At 48.7% G+C, this 17,157-nt stretch carries 17 protein-coding genes; all 17 read left to right on the top strand.

Going from position 1 to position 17,157, the window contains the following annotated elements; translation table 11 throughout:
* Positions 1-193: 193 nt before the first annotated feature.
* Positions 194-754, top strand: a complete 561-nt coding sequence (gene rnmV / locus LCM00_RS23175) for a ribonuclease M5 (protein WP_224906455.1) — start codon at positions 194-196, stop codon at positions 752-754.
* Positions 747-1,628: a 16S rRNA (adenine(1518)-N(6)/adenine(1519)-N(6))-dimethyltransferase RsmA gene (rsmA, locus tag LCM00_RS23170; protein ID WP_224906453.1), complete on the top strand. Its 882-nt coding sequence runs from the start codon at positions 747-749 to the stop codon at positions 1,626-1,628. The genes rnmV and rsmA overlap by 8 nt, the downstream gene beginning before the upstream one ends.
* A 156-nt stretch (positions 1,629-1,784) precedes the next feature.
* Positions 1,785-2,660 (top strand): sporulation peptidase YabG, encoded by an 876-nt coding sequence (yabG, locus tag LCM00_RS23165; protein WP_224906451.1) that lies wholly within the window; start codon positions 1,785-1,787, stop codon positions 2,658-2,660.
* Positions 2,661-2,939: 279 nt separating this feature from the next.
* A complete protein-coding gene (gene veg, locus LCM00_RS23160; protein WP_009796178.1) occupies positions 2,940-3,203 on the top strand; it encodes a biofilm formation stimulator Veg in 264 nt (87 codons plus the stop codon).
* A 217-nt stretch (positions 3,204-3,420) separates the two neighbouring features.
* Positions 3,421-3,591, top strand: coding sequence for a small, acid-soluble spore protein, alpha/beta type (locus LCM00_RS23155; RefSeq protein WP_224906449.1), 171 nt, complete (start codon positions 3,421-3,423; stop codon positions 3,589-3,591).
* A gap of 256 nt (positions 3,592-3,847) precedes the next feature.
* Positions 3,848-4,717, top strand: coding sequence for a 4-(cytidine 5'-diphospho)-2-C-methyl-D-erythritol kinase (ispE, locus tag LCM00_RS23150; protein ID WP_224906447.1), 870 nt, complete (start codon positions 3,848-3,850; stop codon positions 4,715-4,717).
* A gap of 58 nt (positions 4,718-4,775) precedes the next feature.
* Positions 4,776-5,603 carry a pur operon repressor gene (gene purR, locus LCM00_RS23145; protein WP_035403610.1) on the top strand — a complete coding sequence of 276 codons (828 nt, stop codon included), beginning with the start codon at positions 4,776-4,778 and terminating at the stop codon, positions 5,601-5,603.
* Positions 5,604-5,617: 14 nt separating this feature from the next.
* The gene (gene ridA / locus LCM00_RS23140) at positions 5,618-5,992 is read left to right on the top strand and encodes a 2-iminobutanoate/2-iminopropanoate deaminase (RefSeq protein ID WP_224906445.1); all 375 of its coding nucleotides are present in this window, start codon (positions 5,618-5,620) and stop codon (positions 5,990-5,992) included.
* 227 nt (positions 5,993-6,219) lie between these two features.
* Positions 6,220-6,510 carry a septation regulator SpoVG gene (gene spoVG, locus LCM00_RS23135; RefSeq protein WP_009336662.1) on the top strand — a complete coding sequence of 97 codons (291 nt, stop codon included), beginning with the start codon at positions 6,220-6,222 and terminating at the stop codon, positions 6,508-6,510.
* Positions 6,511-6,751: 241 nt separating this feature from the next.
* A complete protein-coding gene (gene glmU, locus LCM00_RS23130) occupies positions 6,752-8,125 on the top strand; it encodes a bifunctional UDP-N-acetylglucosamine diphosphorylase/glucosamine-1-phosphate N-acetyltransferase GlmU (protein ID WP_224906443.1) in 1,374 nt (457 codons plus the stop codon).
* A gap of 28 nt (positions 8,126-8,153) precedes the next feature.
* Positions 8,154-9,110 (top strand): ribose-phosphate diphosphokinase, encoded by a 957-nt coding sequence (locus LCM00_RS23125; protein ID WP_009796168.1) that lies wholly within the window; start codon positions 8,154-8,156, stop codon positions 9,108-9,110.
* A gap of 185 nt (positions 9,111-9,295) precedes the next feature.
* Complete coding sequence (locus LCM00_RS23120) at positions 9,296-9,931, top strand: 50S ribosomal protein L25/general stress protein Ctc (RefSeq protein WP_224906441.1); 636 nt, start codon at positions 9,296-9,298, stop codon at positions 9,929-9,931.
* Between the two features lie 66 nt (positions 9,932-9,997).
* Positions 9,998-10,561, top strand: coding sequence for an aminoacyl-tRNA hydrolase (gene pth, locus LCM00_RS23115; RefSeq protein WP_224906439.1), 564 nt, complete (start codon positions 9,998-10,000; stop codon positions 10,559-10,561).
* Positions 10,562-10,693: 132 nt separating this feature from the next.
* On the top strand, positions 10,694-10,924 hold the full coding sequence (locus LCM00_RS23110) for an anti-sigma-F factor Fin family protein (RefSeq protein WP_224906437.1): 231 nt from the start codon (positions 10,694-10,696) through the stop codon (positions 10,922-10,924).
* Positions 10,925-11,005: 81 nt separating this feature from the next.
* Positions 11,006-14,545, top strand: coding sequence for a transcription-repair coupling factor (gene mfd / locus LCM00_RS23105; RefSeq protein WP_224906435.1), 3,540 nt, complete (start codon positions 11,006-11,008; stop codon positions 14,543-14,545).
* Positions 14,546-14,810: 265 nt separating this feature from the next.
* A complete protein-coding gene (spoVT, locus tag LCM00_RS23100; protein ID WP_009796163.1) occupies positions 14,811-15,347 on the top strand; it encodes a stage V sporulation protein T in 537 nt (178 codons plus the stop codon).
* 204 nt (positions 15,348-15,551) lie between these two features.
* The gene (locus LCM00_RS23095) at positions 15,552-17,153 is read left to right on the top strand and encodes a putative polysaccharide biosynthesis protein (RefSeq protein ID WP_224906433.1); all 1,602 of its coding nucleotides are present in this window, start codon (positions 15,552-15,554) and stop codon (positions 17,151-17,153) included.
* The last annotated feature ends 4 nt before the right edge of the window (positions 17,154-17,157 follow it).

Genomic DNA, 17,157 nt, shown 5'->3' with positions numbered 1-17,157 from the left:
GGAAGGAATTCTCCTGTTTTTTTGTTGGTTTAGCGGAGTATGCTAATGCCGAATGATTTTTTCCCGGCGATTCGGTAATATATAATAAAACACAGATGGATTGTCTTTATTGCTGTTCATACTATTAGACGATTCAGATTACAAAAATGTTTCAAGTTTTTATCAAATTTTTCATTTTAATTTTGGAGGACCAATGAAGATTAAAGAAATCATTGTAGTGGAAGGCAAGGATGATACGACAGCCATAAAGAGGGCGGTCAATGCTGACACGATTGAAACGAACGGTTCAGCCATCAATGCGGCGACATTGGAAAAAATCAAGCATGCCCAAAGCAAAAGGGGTGTCATCGTTCTGACGGACCCGGATTTTCCGGGCCAGAAGATCCGTGATAGCATCACCCGCCATGTGCCTGGCTGCAAGCATGCTTTCATAGATAAAACAGATGCCCTGCCGAAGTCGGGAAGGGGCTTAGGGGTCGAGCATGCTTCCCCTGAGACAATCAGGAAAGCCCTCCAGGATGCCCAGACCATGCAGGAAACAGCCCGGGAGGAAATTACCCAGGAGGATTTGATCCTGGCCGGCCTCATCGGCGGAAGCAGCGCGAGGGAGCGCAGGGAGAAGCTGGGAAGGCTTCTTAAGATCGGGTATACTAACGGAAAACAGCTTCATAAGAGACTGATGATGTTCCAGGTCCCGAAAGAAGACTTTGCATCTGCCATTGAAGCGATCGACCAGGAGGAGCGCCATGCATAAAGATATCGCAACACCAATTAGGACACGTGCCATACTTGAAAAATACGGTTTCAGCTTTAAAAAGAGCCTGGGGCAGAATTTCCTGATAGACACCAATATACTGAATCGGATCGTCGACCATGCCGAGCTGAGGGAAGGCTCAGGTACGATTGAAATCGGCCCGGGGATCGGAGCGCTCACAGAGCAGCTGGCCAAGCGGAGCGAAAAAGTGGTCGCCTTTGAAATCGACCAGAGGCTCCTTCCGATTCTGAAGGAAACGCTCGCACCTTATCCGAATGCAGAAGTAATCCATCAGGATGTCCTGAAGGCTGATGTTAAAACCACAATCGAGGAAAGGTTTGCACCGGGCCAGGATGTGATGGTGGTCGCCAATCTCCCATATTATGTGACGACGCCGATCATCATGAAGCTTCTGGAGGAAAAGCTGCCGATCCGCGGGATTGTCTGCATGCTTCAGAAGGAAGTGGCTGACCGCATTTCGGCCAAGCCGGGCTCAAAGGACTACGGCTCGCTCTCGATTGCCGTCCAGTACTATACAGAAGCGGAAACGGTCATGATCGTTCCGAAGACGGTATTTGTGCCGCAGCCGAATGTCGACTCGGCCGTGATCAGGCTGACGAGGAGGGAGCAGCCTCCAGTTCTGGTGAAGGACGAGGCATTCTTTTTCCAGGTGACAAAGGCAAGCTTTGCCCAGAGAAGGAAGACCATCCTCAACAACCTGACAAGCCAGCTGCATGAAGGAAAGCAGAAGAAGGAGGCGGTCCTTGCTGCATTGGAGGCAGCAGGCATCGAGCCATCCAGGCGCGGAGAAACCCTTTCAATTGAGGAGTTTGGCCGCCTGAGCGATGAACTTTATCCCTATTTTAAAAATTAATGAGCAGGAAGCCCGGAGATCTCCGGGCTTCTTTTTATTGGCTTACTGCCGGCCATACAACCGGGAAGGCACATGTGCAGGGGCATTTGCATAGTTTATGAAAGAACCAGAAGCGATTAGACCAGCTCGGCACAGGAGCTTAATGGAGTGACGCCAGTGAGCATTAACCTTATGGATGTTGTAGGAAGGGTTTCTTATAACTGTGACATCATGTTTCGGGTGATCGATATACGTGAAGAAGAAGGCCGGAAGCTTGCGGTTCTGTATGGAGAGGACATCAGGCTGATAGCGGATGCGCCTTATGAAGATCTGATTGTCATCAACCAGTCAGAGCGGATGAAGATGTCGAGGCAGTATCAGTCCCTTGAGGAACAGTCTTATAATCTGTTCAGGCAGGATGTGAGCCTCCTGAAGCAGAAGCAGGAATACGAAGCAACCGGCGCATACAGCAAGCCGTTCAATTATTTTCAGATCCCGGGCAGGGTGCTTCATCTGGACGGTGATCCGTCCTATTTAAAGAAATGCCTTTCCCTATATGAGAAGATCGGTGTCCCGGTAACCGGGATCCATTGCAATGAAAAGGAGATGCCGGGCAAAATCGGGCAGCTCATCGACTATTACAGGCCGGATATCCTGGTCATCACAGGGCATGATGCCTATTCAAAGGCCAAAGGCAAGGTAACCGATATAAATGCTTACCGCCATTCCAAGCATTTTGTCCAGACGGTCAGGGAGGCGCGGAGGAAGATTCCCCACCTGGATCAGCTGGTCATATTTGCCGGCGCCTGCCAGTCGCATTTTGAATCCCTGATCCACGCAGGGGCCAATTTTGCAAGCTCTCCCTCCCGTGTGAATATCCATGCCCTCGATCCTGTCTATATTGTGGCCAAGATCAGTTTTACGCCTTTTATGGAAAGGATCAATGTATGGGATGTTCTCCGAAACACACTGACAGGCGAAAAGGGGCTTGGAGGGATAGAAACGAAGGGTGTGCTCCGGACGGGCATGCCGTTTAATAAAGGAGCAGAATAAGGGAAATAAGCCGGCATAAGAGCGGGCTTATTTTTTCTTGAAGCAGGCAGGACAGGCCTTGATTTTATGCTTGCAAGACTATATGGGGCAAGGTTTTCCTGTCTTATTCATATTTTGCACATAATTCGCTTATTTTAGGGAATGATAAAAATGTTGAAAAATAGGATAAAAAGTAGACGAAAATATATTGACAATCTTTTTTAAAGACTGTTATAATTTATGTTTTTATTTGACTCTACTGTGTCAGTGTGATATACTTTACATAGTGAGGTGGACCGAATGGCAAAAACATTAACGGACATAAAAAAGGCTCTTGATTCAAATTTGGGGAAAAGGCTTTTGCTTAAAGCCAATGGCGGGCGCAGGAAAACGATTGAACGTTCAGGCGTACTGGCAGAAACATATCCCTCTGTATTTGTGATTGAACTTGATCAGGATGAAAATGCATTCGAACGCGTATCTTACAGTTATGCAGATGTTTTAACAGAAACGGTTCAAATTACCTTCTACGAAGACGCATCAGGACATATGGCTTTAAGCTGATATATATCCTTTTCTAAAAAGCAGGGGCGGCAAAACGATTTTTGCCGCCCCTGCTTTTTAATTGTTCAGGAAATTATAAATCGTAAGCCTTGTGTATTTTTATCATTTCTTGATCAGCGTCCGGCTCCAGCAGAAACAGTCAAATATAGGGTTGCATGGGCGGGCCTGAAGCCGCCTACAATAACAATACCGCAATGCTTAAAAAGGGGATGTTGCATTGAGCAGGAGAAATGGCGTCATGTCAGAGGGCTTCAAGGAAGAACTGGCGAAAGAGCTCGGCTTCTATGATGTTGTCCAGAAGGAAGGCTGGGGAGGCATCCGCGCGAAGGATGCCGGCAATATGGTCAAGCTGGCGATAGAAAAAGCACAGCAGAGCCTCCTTCAGTAAAAAATGATGTTCACTGCTTCAAGCTTGAAACCAAACAGCTGCATTTGCGGGCCCGGGGGGAAACCCCGGGTTTTTTGCGTCGATGGGCTCCTGAGGCCCTTCCGGACAGCTCATTTTGCCTTTTCTCTTTCCCGGTCGCATGGTAAAATAACTTATTTGTTGAAGAATGTCTGATTCGAACGTCTTACAAGCCCTGTTTTGTGGTAAAATAGGACAAAAACTGAGACGTTGAAATGAGCAGAAGTAGGTGGGTATTTTGAAGCTTTTAGTAAAGGCGCCGGCTAAGATCAATTTATCGCTGGATGTATTGTATAAACGGCCGGATGGCTACCATGAGGTGGAGATGATCATGACGACGATCGATCTTGCCGACCGCCTTGAATTGACTGAATTGAAAAAAGACGAAATCAGGATCATTTCCCATAACCGGTTTGTGCCTGATGACCAGCGGAATCTCGCGTACCAGGCGGCATCCCTGCTGAAGGAGCGCTTCAAGGTAAAACAGGGTGTGGCCATCACGATAGAAAAGACCATTCCGGTCGCGGCAGGTCTTGCCGGCGGCAGCAGCGACGCAGCTGCGGCCCTGAGAGGCCTGAATAAGCTGTGGGGGCTTGGCCTTTCACTGGATGAGCTTGCAGAGATCGGAGCGGAAATAGGCTCAGATGTATCTTTCTGTGTCTATGGCGGTACTGCGCTGGCGACGGGGCGGGGAGAAATGATCAAGCATCTGCCGGCACCGCCGACATGCTGGGTGATCCTGGCGAAGCCGTTCATCGGGGTATCGACTGCTGATGTATACAGGCGCCTCGATCTGAAAGGGATCAGCCATCCAAATACCGCGGGCATGGTAGGGGCGATCAAGGAAGGCAATTACAGCGGTGTATGCGGGAATGTCGGGAATGTACTGGAAGATGTGACGCTCAATCTTTATCCTGAGGTCGCACAGATCAAGGATCAGATGAAAAGATTCGGAGCGGACGCGGTGCTGATGAGCGGGTCCGGGCCAACCGTGTTCGGCCTTGTTCACCATGATTCAAGAATGCACCGGATTTATAACGGCCTGAAAGGATTCTGTGATCAGGTTTTCGCCGTACGAATGCTGGGGGATCAGCATAAGCTTGATTAAATCCGTATATTAGTGGTATATTATCGTTAATTATTCGGATTCCGGAGGTTTCGTAATTATGAAGTTTCGTCGCAGCGAGCGCTTAATAGACATGACGAATTATCTGCTGGAGCATCCCCGGCAGCTGGTGTCCCTCACTTTCTTTGCCGATCGTTACGGCTCTGCCAAATCCTCGATCAGCGAAGACCTGGCCATTATAAAAGAGACATTCGAGCAGCGGGGTATCGGCACCCTTCAAACGGTGCCGGGTGCAGCAGGGGGAGTGAAATACTCTGTAAAGGTAAGCGACGATGAGGCACGCCCTTTTATAAGCGGGCTTTGTGAGGTCATTGCCAGCCCGGAAAGGCTCCTGCCGGGGGGCTATCTGTATATGACAGACATCCTCGGCGATCCGGCGATTGTCCAGAAGGCAGGGAGAGTCTTTGCCTCCGCTTTTGCCGATGCTGACATCGATGTAGTCATGACTGTGGCTACAAAAGGGATACCGCTTGCCTACGCTGTCGGGGCATATTTGAATGTGCCGGTCGTGATCGTCAGGAGAGACAGCAGGGTGACAGAAGGATCGACTGTGAGCATTAACTATGTCTCAGGGTCAGCCAAGCGCATCCAGACGATGGTGCTTTCGAAAAGGAGCCTGGAAGAAGGATCAAAGGTGCTGATTGTCGATGATTTCATGAAAGCAGGCGGTACGGTCAACGGCATGATCAGCATGCTGGAGGAATTCAAGGCACATGTTGCCGGGATTGCGGTCCTGGTGGAAGCAGAAAAGGCTGAAGAACGCCTTGTTGATGAATACTTGTCTCTTGTCCAGCTTGCAGATGTGGATGTTAAAGAAAAGAAGATCAATGTGACAGAGGGAAACTATTTCAGGCATAAGAACGGATAAAGGTGGGAAAAGCCATGAAAAAAGTTCAGACAGAGCTGGCTCCGGCTGCAATCGGACCATACTCACAGGGAATTGTCGTAAATAATATGTTTTACAGCTCCGGCCAGATTCCATTGACCGCCGGGGGCATCATGGTGGATGGAAATGTCAAGGAGCAGACGCACCAGGTGTTCAAGAACCTCCAGGCTGTACTGAAGGAAGCGGGTGCTTCGCTGGAAACGGTCGTAAAGGCGACGGTTTTTATTAAAGATATGAATGACTTTGCGGAGATCAACGAAGTGTATGGAGAGTATTTTGGAGAGCACAAGCCGGCCCGTTCCTGTGTGGAAGTGGCAAGACTGCCAAAGGATGCACTGGTCGAAATCGAAGTAATAGCGCTCGTTAAATAAACGGGGGCTTTTTTTTATCCAAAAATATTTTCTGAATTACCTGTTAATTTGGGCGGTTTGTACTGCCGGGAGAGGGCCTGTGTTTGCTGTAAGCGCCTCCTTTTCCTTCCTTTTCCCCAGACGATGGGAAAATTCCCAAAAAAAAATTCCCATTTAAGAAGGAGAATTGGAAAATTTGTTGAATTAATAAAATTAGAATTTATTTACTAGTAAAGGTGGTGAACCAAATGGAGGTAACTGACGTAAGATTGCGCCGTGTAAATACAGATGGACGGATGAGAGCAATTGCTTCAATTACTTTAGACCATGAGTTTGTTGTTCATGATATCCGCGTCATCGACGGCAATAATGGCCTATTTGTGGCAATGCCAAGCAAACGTACACCTGATGGAGAGTTCCGTGATATCGCTCACCCGATCAATTCCGGAACACGCGGCAAGATCCAAGAAGCTGTTTTGGCAGAATATCACCGCTTAGGCGAATTAGAAGTTGAATTTGAAGAAGCCGGAGCTTCTTAAGTATAATTGCAACGAGGGCCTACTTCATTAGTCAGGCTCTTTTTTACGGCCATTTTTACCGCCTGTCCTTATTATTGCCTTTCCCCGGTAAGTCCCAAGTGTAAACCATCCTGCCCAAATAATTTCCTTCCCAGTAAATCTTCCTTATGACAAAAATATGTACTTTGGCAACATTCCTTGAAATGAAAGGATTTTTGAGATATATTCTTAATGGATAAAAAGGTAAATTGGAGGCCTGTAAATGTCTACACGTTTCGCGGTAATTTTAGCCGCAGGCCAAGGGACACGCATGAAGTCAAAGCTTTATAAAGTGCTTCATCCCGTTTGCGGCAAACCAATGGTTCAGCATGTTGTGGATCAAGTATCGAATCTTCATATAGAAAAAATCGTCACCATCATCGGACATGGCGCCGAGCTTGTTAAATCCCAGCTGGGAGATGCAAGCAGCTATGCGCTTCAGGAGGAACAGCTCGGCACAGCCCATGCTGTCATGCAGGCTAAGGATGCCCTTGAAGGAAAAGAGGGCGTGACCATCGTTGTATGCGGGGATACTCCCCTCATCAAGGCAGAAACAATGGAGGCGCTCTTCCGCCATCATGAGGAAACTGGTGCTAAAGCAACAATCCTCACTGCCATTGCTCCTGATCCTGCAGGATATGGAAGAATTGTACGGAATGAAGAAGGGCATGTCGAGAAAATCGTCGAGCATAAGGATGCGACAGAGCAGGAGAGAAATATCAAGGAAATCAACACAGGTACATACTGCTTTGATAACGCGTCGCTTTTCCGCGCCCTGAACAATGTCAGCAATGACAATGTACAAGGAGAGTATTACCTGCCTGACGTCATTGAAATCCTGAAAAATGAAGGTGAGACGGTATCGGCCTTCGCAACAGGCGATTTCGATGAGTCTCTTGGCGTCAATGACCGTGTTGCCCTTTCTCAGGCAGAACGCATCATGAAAAAGCGCATTAATGAGAAGCATATGAGAAACGGTGTGACGCTGATCGATCCTGAACAGACGTATATCAGTCCTGAAGCTGTGATCGGCCAGGATACCGTCATCTATCCAGGAACAGTCATCCAGGGGGCTGCGGTGATCGGCTCTGAATGCGTGATCGGCCCCAACTCGGAAATCAAGAATTGTAAAATTGGGGACAACACTGTTATCAGGCATTCTGTCGCCCATGACAGCAGCATCGGCAGTGGTGTAGCGATCGGGCCGTTTGCCCATATCCGTCCTCAGTCAGATATCCATGATGAAGTGAAGGTCGGCAATTTCGTTGAAATCAAGAAGTCTGTTTTCGGCAAAGGAAGCAAGGCATCCCACCTCAGCTATATTGGGGATGCGGAAGTCGGAAGCGATGTGAACCTCGGCTGCGGCTCAATCACAGTCAATTATGACGGGAAAAATAAATTCCTGACAAAAATCGAAGACGGTGCATTCATTGGCTGCAACTCCAATCTGGTTGCGCCGGTGACGGTCGGAAAAGGCGCTTATGTAGCGGCCGGCTCTACCATCACGGAAGATGTGCCTGGCGAAGCGCTGGCAGTGGCCCGTGCAAGGCAGACGAATAAAGAAGATTATGTGAGCAAGCTTAATAACAAGAAATAAAAGTGATAAAAAGCTAATGGAGGTTAACATGTCGAACCAGTATTTAGATCCAAACTTGAAGGTGTTTTCCCTGAATTCAAATCGTGATCTGGCATCGGAAATTGCAAAGGTTATCGGAGTGGAGCTTGGAAAGTGCTCTGTTACACGTTTTAGTGATGGAGAGATCCAGATTAACATCGAGGAAAGCATCAGGGGCTGTGATGTATTCGTGATCCAGTCCACAAGCTCTCCTGTAAACGAGCACTTGATGGAGCTTCTGATCATGATTGATGCACTGAAGAGGGCTTCTGCCAAGACAATCAACATTGTTATGCCTTACTACGGCTATGCCCGCCAGGACCGCAAGGCGAGAGCCCGTGAACCGATCACTGCCAAGCTTGCAGCTAACCTGCTTGAAACAGCAGGGGCAACGCGTGTGATCACGCTGGATCTTCATGCGCCGCAAATCCAGGGCTTCTTCGATATCCCGATCGACCATTTGATGGGTGTGCCGATTCTGGCCGATTATTTCGGGAACAAGGACCTGGATGGCGACATCGTCATCGTATCTCCGGACCATGGCGGTGTAACCCGCGCCCGCAAGCTTGCTGAGCGCCTGAAGGCTCCGATCGCCATCATCGACAAACGCCGTCCTAAGCCGAATGTGGCGGAAGTCATGAATATCGTCGGAAATATCGACGGCAAGATCGCCATTCTTATCGATGACATCATCGACACGGCCGGAACGATCACCCTTGCTGCGAATGCCCTGATTGAAAATGGCGCGAAGGAAGTCTATGCTTGCTGCACGCATCCTGTATTGTCAGGGCCGGCGATCGAGCGGATTCAGAACTCAAATATTAAAGAACTGGCTGTCACAAACTCCATTGCTTTGCCAGAAGAAAAGAAAATCGCAAAAGTCAGGGAGCTGTCTGTAGCCCCTCTTATCGGGGAAGCGATCATCCGCGTCCACGAGGAGCAATCTGTCAGCACTCTGTTCGATTAATCCAGCAGTACAAGAGGCTTGCCCCAGGGCAAGCCTTTTATGCTATACTCAATTTATAAAAACAGCTTGCAGGCAATTGTGTTTAAAACATCTCCATTTAGGGCATTTTTAAAAAGATAAGTATGCAGTCCATTTGCATGGTTCATTTTGATTACACCTTAAATTGAGGAAGGGGACGTTTTTTTATGAGCACTGTACTTCAAGCCAAAGAACGAAAAGAATTCCGCAATTCCAATCTGACGCAGCTGCGCAATGAGGGGAATATTCCTGGTGTTGTTTATGGGAATAAAATCGAAAGCAAGGCAATTTACCTGAATGGCCCTGATTTTATCAAAACAATCCGGGAAACAGGCAGGAATGCTGTTTTTTCTCTTGATGTAGAAGGCACCAGGCACGATGTGGTGCTGAGCGACTATCAGGCGGACCCTTTGAAAAATGAAATCACCCACCTGGACTTCAGGGCGGTTGATATGTCGCAGGAAATCACGGCAGAAGTGAGGATCGAGCTGGTCGGCGATGCTGCAGGCGTCAAAGACGGCGGAGTCCTTCAGCAGCCTGTCCATGAGTTATCTGTATCGGCCAAGCCGAATGACATTCCGCAGAGCGTAGAGGTAAACATAGCAGATCTCCAGGTCGGAGAAAGCATTACGGCCGCCGATATTAAAGCGGGCCGCGGCTTCACGATCAACACGGATGACGAAACAGTCATTGCTTCCATCCTTGCGCCAAGGCAGGAAGAGGAAATTAGCACAGGCGAAGAGCAGGAGCCTGGCATCCCTGAGAATCAGGAAGGCCGGGAAACCCAAGCAAACGAAGAGTAAACAATCAAGGGTCTGGCCCGCTCTGGTCAGACCTTTTCTTACGTTGATAGGCGGAGGTAATAGGACATGAAATTGTTTGTAGGGCTGGGGAACCCCGGGAAAGAATATGAGAAAACAAGGCATAACATCGGCTTTGATGTTATTGACAGGCTGTCGGAGAAGCTGAATATCCCTATGGACCAGGCAAAGTTCAAGGGTGTGTTTGGCATGGGACGCGTTGATGGAGAGAAGGTATTCCTTCTGAAGCCGCTTACATATATGAATCTGTCAGGAGAATCGATCAGGCCGCTTATGGACTATTATGATATCGATACAGAAGATCTGGCAGTCATTTATGATGACCTTGATTTGCCGCCGGGGAAAATCCGCCTCAGGCAGAAGGGCAGCGCAGGCGGCCACAATGGCATCAAATCAACCATCGCGCACACCGGCACACAGGAATTCAGCCGCATCCGCGTCGGGATCGGACGCCCTGAAGGCGGGATGAAGGTGACTGATTATGTGCTCGGCCGTTTTACAGCGGAAGAGCAGAAGGTCATGGATGAGGCAGCAGACCGCTCGGCCGATGCCTGCATAGACTGGATCAGGAAGCCTTTCCTTGAGGTCATGAATCAATATAACCAATCTTAGCTTTTCATTATTTCATTTGGCCTTACATATGATAAAGTTAAGTTAGCGTTTTCTGCGGCAGGCTGTAAATGAATAAGATTTCCTCCCGGGGCAATACTAGCAATAACAATTGTTAGACAGGGAGGGACAGGCATGGCACTTCATTATCATTGCCGCCATTGCGGCATGAAGATGGGAACGCTGGATAACTTGTCAATGCATGCAGAAAGCCTCGGGTTCCATAAATTGAATGAAGAAGAACGCCAGGATATGATTCTCTATGGATTATCCGGGGATATACACATAAAATCGATCTGCGAGGATTGCCAGGAATCACTGGAAAGAAATCCTGACTACCATCAGAACGATTACCTTATTCATTAAAAAGCTTTGGACGAACACTCCAAAGCGTTTTTCTGTTTCCATATGCACACATAACGACTTAGGACGAGAGGAGGGGTTGCCATGCTAGGATTAAAACAGCTTTTCACCCGGCAGGATGATATCAAGACTGTCATCACCGGAGTGAACGGGGGACTGAAAGAGCAGCTGGTGGCCGGGTTGACCGGCTCGGCACGGACGCTTTTCCTTGCCTCTATATATGAGCAGACAAAGAAACCTATGCTGGTTGTAACTCACAATCTTTTACAAGCACAGAAATTATATGATGATATTGTCAATCTTATAGGCGAGGATGATGTGTTTCTTTATCCTGCCAATGAATTGATCGCAGCGGAGCTGAGCATTGCAAGCCCTGAGCTGAGGGCGCAGAGAATTGACGCGCTCAACCATTGGAGCGGGAAGGCTACCGGAATTGTCATTATCCCTATGGCCGGGATGAGGAAGGTGCTTCCGCCTCCTTCCCTTTGGAAGAAGCGCCAGCTGATATTAAAGCTTGGCGATGATATAGAAATAGAGGAACAGCTTCTTGAGTTTGTCAAAATGGGCTACAGCCGCACCGATATGGTGTCTTCCCCGGGGGAATTCAGCGTCAGGGGCGGCATCCTGGATATCTATCCGCTGACCGAAGCGGATCCGATCAGGATTGAGCTGTTTGACACTGAAATTGACAGCATCCGTTCTTTTTCCCTTGAAGACCAGCGCTCGAAAGAAAAGCTGAAGCAGGTACATATTGGCCCTGCGACCGAGAATCCTTTTGAGGATGAGCATTATGACAGGGTATATCAGAAGCTGGAAAAAGGGCTCTCAGCCAGCCTGAAGAAGCTGAAGGATGAAAAGGCAAAAGAGCTGCTGGCCCAGAATATCGGGTATGAACTGGAGCAGCTCCGGAACAGGCAAAGGCCTGAGCAGATGTTCAAATACCTCTCCTATGCTTATGAATCCAATAATAGTTTGCTAGATTACCTTCCGCAGGATGGGCTCATTTTTATTGATGAAATCAGCAGGGTTCAGGAGATGAATGAGTCCCTTGAGAAAGAGGAGGCGGAATGGTATACAAGCCTGCTTGGCGAAGGGAAAATCGTCCATGACGTCAAAACTTCCCACAGCCTGAAGGAATTCATCGGCAGGTCCTATCAGCCGATTGTCTATATGTCCCTGTTCTTGAGGCATGTCCCGAATACGAATCCGCAGAATATCATCAATGTCTCCTGCAGGCAGATGCAGAACTTCCACGGCCAGCTGAATGTGCTGAAAAGCGAGCTGGAGCGCTGGAAGAAGAGCGGGTTCTCTGTTTTGTTCCTCGGCCCTGACATGGACCGGGTCAAGAAGCTACAAAGCGTTTTGGCCGACTATGAAATTGAGGCTGCTGTCATCAAGCCGGATAAAGAGGTGCTGAAAGGCAAGTTCCAGATCACTGAAGGAAGCCTGCAGACAGGCTTTGAGCTGCCGATCCAGAAAATTGCCGTCATCACTGAAGAAGAGCTTTTCAACAAGAAAACAGCGAAGCGGTCGCCGCGCAGGCAGAAGCTTTCGAATGCTGAAAGGATTAAAAGCTATTCAGAGCTTAAAATCGGCGATTATGTTGTCCATGTGAATCACGGGATCGGCAAATACCTGGGCATTGAAACACTTGAAATCAATGGCCTTCATAAGGACTATCTGAATATCCGCTATTCAGGCAGCGACCAGCTGTATGTGCCGGTCGACCAGATTGACCTGGTCCAGAAGTATGTCGGTTCAGAAGGCAAAGAGCCGAAGATCTATAAGCTTGGCGGCAATGACTGGAAGCGTGTCAAGAAGAAGGTTGAAAGCTCTGTCCAGGATATAGCGGATGATCTGATCAAGCTGTATGCCGAAAGGGAAGCGTCGAAGGGCTATGCCTTCTCTCCTGACGGGGACATGCAGCGCGAATTCGAGTTGTCCTTCCCTTATCAGGAAACAGAGGATCAGCTGAGGTCCATCCATGAAATCAAGCTGGATATGGAAAAAGAGCGGCCGATGGACCGCCTGCTGTGCGGCGATGTGGGGTACGGAAAGACTGAGGTGGCGATCAGGGCTGCCTTTAAGGCGATTGCGGACGGCAAGCAAGTGGCAATACTCGTGCCGACGACAATCCTCGCCCAGCAGCACTACCAGACAATGAGAGAAAGGTTCCAGGAATACCCTGTTGAGATCGGCCTCTTAAGCCGCTTCAGGACAAAGAAGCAGCAGACCGAGACAGTCAAGGGTCTCAAAAACGGGACCGTTGATATTGTTGTCGGCACCCATCGCCTGCTCTCTAAGGAAATCATCTATAAAGACCTGGGGCTGCTCATCATTGACGAAGAGCAGCGGTTCGGCGTCACCCATAAAGAAAAGATCAAACAGCTCAAAACAAATGTCGATGTCCTGACATTGACTGCAACACCGATTCCGCGGACCCTGCATATGTCGATGCTCGGCGTGAGGGACTTGTCTGTCATCGAGACGCCGCCGGAGAACAGGTTCCCGGTCCAGACCTATGTAATGGAATACAATGGCGGACTTGTCCGGGAAGCCATCGAACGGGAGATGGCGCGGGGCGGCCAGGTATATTTCCTGTATAACCGGGTTGAGGATATCGAACGGAAGGCAGAGGAAATCTCCATGCTGGTCCCGGATGCCAAGGTGGTCGCAGCCCATGGCCAAATGACGGAAAATGAGCTCGAATCAGTTATGCTGAGCTTCCTTGAAGGCGAAGCGGACGTCCTTGTCAGCACAACCATTATTGAAACGGGAGTCGATATCCCGAATGTGAACACCTTGATCGTTTTTGATGCAGACAGGATGGGGCTCTCCCAGCTGTACCAGCTGAGGGGACGGGTTGGCCGCTCAAACAGGGTTGCCTATGCTTATTTCACCTACCGGAAGGATAAAGTGCTGACTGAAGTGGCAGAAAAGCGCCTCCAGGCCATCAAGGAGTTCACAGAGCTGGGGTCAGGCTTTAAGATTGCGATGCGCGACCTTTCTATCAGGGGTGCAGGCAATCTGCTCGGCTCACAGCAGCACGGATTCATCGATTCTGTCGGCTTTGATCTGTATTCCCAGATGCTTAAAGAGGCTATAGAAGAACGGAAGGAAAATCCGGAAACATTTAAAAAGCCTTCAGTGGAAATCGATCTGGAAATCGATGCCTACATTCCTGATGCATACCTGGCAGACGGGAATCAGAAGATTGAAATGTATAAAAGGTTCCGCGGCATCGACTCGATGGATGAAATCGAAGGGCTGAAGGAAGAAATGACAGACAGATTCGGGGACTATCCGGATGAGGTCGCTTATTTGTTCCGCGTCGCCGAGATGAAGGTCCATGCCCAGGAGGCCGGGGTAGAGCTCATCAAACAGTCCAAGACGGAAGTGCTGATCCTCCTGTCAGAGGAGGCAAGCTCTCTGATTGACGGACAGAGAATCTTCCAGGAAAGCACCAGGCATGGACGGATGGTCGGACTTGGCATGGAAGGAAAAAAGCTGAAGATGGTCATCCAGACAAAGGGATACAGTGCAGACAAATGGCTTAATACCGCCTATGATATGATCCTTGGAATAGATAAATCCAAAAAGAAGCAGCAAAATCCAATATCGTAAAGTAATGGAAAAGTTCCTGTCACCTAAATGAAATGAGAAAAGTGTTTAATAAGAGTAGACAAGGGTATTTCAAATGGTAAGGATTTTTATACTGGAATGTTTATCCTATTGAGGAAATGTTATCACGCGAGAGAAAAGATATTTGCAAGTGTATAGAACTTTCCATATGAAAGATACTAAGTTCAAACATGGAGAAGTTTTCAACAAAAGGAAGCAGAAATCTTCTCCTGCTAAAAATCATCAGATGAAAGTGAGGCAACGCAGGATGAAAGCAACTGGTATAGTTCGTCGTATCGATGATTTGGGTCGTGTTGTAATCCCGAAGGAAATCCGCAGGACACTGCGAATTCGTGAAGGTGACCCGCTGGAAATATTCGTAGACCGCGATGGTGAAGTCATTTTAAAGAAGTATTCGCCAATCAGCGAATTGAGCGATTTTGCAAAAGAATATGCAGAAGCCTTGTATGACAGCCTTGGAAACCCGGTCCTTATTTGTGACAGGGATACATTCATCGCAACAGCAGGCGGATCAAAGAAGGATTATCTGAACAAAAACATCAGTGATCTGCTGGAAAAAACAATGGAAGACAGAACGTCTGTCCTCGTCAACACTCAAGGCGAGTATGCCCTTGCAGATGGGAACGAGGAAAGCCTTTCTGCTTATACAATCGGCCCGATCATTGCCAATGGCGATCCAATAGGGGCGGTCATCATTTATGCGAAGGAAGATTCACTTGGTGATGTAGAGCAGAAGGCTGTAGAAACGGCAGCAGGATTCTTGGCAAGGCAGATGGAGTCTTAATATCAATATTGAATCTTATAGAGATGATAGAAAGGGGCAGCCTGGCTGCCTTTTTTCTATGGGAAAAATGAAAAATAATGCTTCAAAGCTATTTGTTTTATGACAAACAGACAACGAAACAAGGTTAATGCGTTATCATCCCATCTTGCGGCCAATAGTTATGCTATAATACTTTTCGAATTCATTATTGGAAGGAGATGGGCAATGAAGCCCGCTAATCAATCAGGAGATCTGTTCAAAGGAGCCCTGATCCTTACAGCTGCCGCTTTGGTCACAAAGGTATTGAGCGCAGTTTACAGAGTCCCCTTCCAGAATATCGTAGGGGATGTCGGCTTTTATATTTACCAGCAGGTATATCCCTTTTATGGGATTGCCATCGTGCTGTCTACATATGGTTTTCCGGTCGTTATTTCAAAGCTTTATGCCGAGCAGGCAAAGAGCAGGAAAGAAGCTCTGCAGCTGCTGGCGGCCTCTGGCCTTTTCCTTCTGGCCATTGGCCTTGCTGCTTTCCTGATTATGTTTGCCGGGGCGGATTGGATTGCTTCGCAAATGGGGGATCCAAGGCTGGGTATCCTTTTAAGGACACTTTCCCCAGTCTTCCTTCTACTGCCGGCTACAGCTCTCCTCAGGGGGTATTTCCAGGGCCGGGGCGACATGCTTCCGACTGCTGTTTCACAGGTGGGAGAGCAGGCCATCCGTGTGGCGACCATATTGGCTGCTGCGTCCATTCTCATGAAAGAAGGAGCATCACTATATACGGCCGGCAGCGGGGCTGTTTTCGGTTCAGTGACAGGGGGCATTGCTTCTGCAGCCATCCTGTCCGCCTTTTTCTGGCGCGGGATAAGTAAGGAAGCAGCTGGTGCAGCGAATATTGGGCTGAGTGGAAAAGCGGTCCTGATGACAATGAAAACCATCGCTCTCCAGGGTGCGGCCATCAGTGCGGCATCCATGCTGCTCATCCTTCTTCAGCTGGCGGATTCGCTGAATCTGTATTCCCTGCTTGTATCGGGAGGGCTGGATGCTGAAGAGGCAAAAAAGCTGAAAGGGATTTATGACAGGGGACAGCCGCTCATACAGCTTGGGACTGTTATCGCCACATCAATGTCACTTTCGCTTGTTCCGCTCATCACTGCTGAAAAACTGAAAAATAATCAGCAGTTCCTTGCTGAAAAGGCAGGTCTTGCCCTCCGCGTCAGCCTGCTCTTCGGGACAGGTGCGGCCTTCGGATTATGGGCCATTATCAGGCCGGTCAATATCATGCTGTTCGAGAATGCGGAAGGATCAGAAGTGCTCTCAGTGCTGAGCCTGTTCATTTTCTTTGCCTCGATTATCATGACCCTGGCAGCCATCCTGCAGGGGCTGGGCCACACGTTTTTCCCGGCTGCGGTGATGATCGGAGGCTTCGGGATAAAATATATCCTTAACATTCTGCTTGTGCCAGCTGCAGGGACGATGGGAGCGGCTATTGCTGCGTGTGCAGCGCTCGCTATCGTTCTGCTTGTCCTGCTCGCCAGGCTCCGCCTCCTATTGCGGCAGCCTTTAGTGCCAGGCCGCTTCATCCTGGGGCTCGGAACCGCTGCCGCAGTCATGCTGCTTTATTTGAAGGGCTATCTGCTGGCTGCGGGATTTTTGGCCGGGGAAGGGCGCCTTGCGGCCGGCCTTATTGCCTTAAGCGCAGCTGCAACAGGCGGAATTGTATTCATGCTTTTAGCTTTAAAAGGAGAGACTTTTAGAAAAGAAGAAATCAGCATGCTGCCTTTTGGAAGCAAACTGGGCTATTTGCTGCACGGCAGGAACAGGAGATGATTTG

The sequence above is a fragment of the Bacillus infantis genome (assembly GCF_020171945.1).
Classification (GTDB): Bacteria; Bacillota; Bacilli; order Bacillales; family Cytobacillaceae; genus Bacillus_AB; species Bacillus_AB infantis_A.
This window is presented reverse-complemented; position numbering and strand designations above follow the sequence as displayed.

Bases quoted from the DNA above. Each gene is read 5' to 3' on its own strand.
- rnmV (WP_224906455.1), top strand. From the start codon at position 194: ATGAAGATTAAAGAAATCATTGTAGTGGAAGGCAAGGATGATACGACA.
- rsmA (WP_224906453.1), top strand. From the start codon at position 747: ATGCATAAAGATATCGCAACACCAATTAGGACACGTGCCATACTTGAA.
- veg (WP_009796178.1), top strand. From the start codon at position 2,940: ATGGCAAAAACATTAACGGACATAAAAAAGGCTCTTGATTCAAATTTG.
- purR (WP_035403610.1), top strand. From the start codon at position 4,776: ATGAAGTTTCGTCGCAGCGAGCGCTTAATAGACATGACGAATTATCTG.
- ridA (WP_224906445.1), top strand. From the start codon at position 5,618: ATGAAAAAAGTTCAGACAGAGCTGGCTCCGGCTGCAATCGGACCATAC.
- spoVG (WP_009336662.1), top strand. From the start codon at position 6,220: ATGGAGGTAACTGACGTAAGATTGCGCCGTGTAAATACAGATGGACGG.
- glmU (WP_224906443.1), top strand. From the start codon at position 6,752: ATGTCTACACGTTTCGCGGTAATTTTAGCCGCAGGCCAAGGGACACGC.
- LCM00_RS23125 (WP_009796168.1), top strand. From the start codon at position 8,154: ATGTCGAACCAGTATTTAGATCCAAACTTGAAGGTGTTTTCCCTGAAT.
- LCM00_RS23120 (WP_224906441.1), top strand. From the start codon at position 9,296: ATGAGCACTGTACTTCAAGCCAAAGAACGAAAAGAATTCCGCAATTCC.
- pth (WP_224906439.1), top strand. From the start codon at position 9,998: ATGAAATTGTTTGTAGGGCTGGGGAACCCCGGGAAAGAATATGAGAAA.
- LCM00_RS23110 (WP_224906437.1), top strand. From the start codon at position 10,694: ATGGCACTTCATTATCATTGCCGCCATTGCGGCATGAAGATGGGAACG.
- mfd (WP_224906435.1), top strand. From the start codon at position 11,006: ATGCTAGGATTAAAACAGCTTTTCACCCGGCAGGATGATATCAAGACT.
- spoVT (WP_009796163.1), top strand. From the start codon at position 14,811: ATGAAAGCAACTGGTATAGTTCGTCGTATCGATGATTTGGGTCGTGTT.
- LCM00_RS23095 (WP_224906433.1), top strand. From the start codon at position 15,552: ATGAAGCCCGCTAATCAATCAGGAGATCTGTTCAAAGGAGCCCTGATC.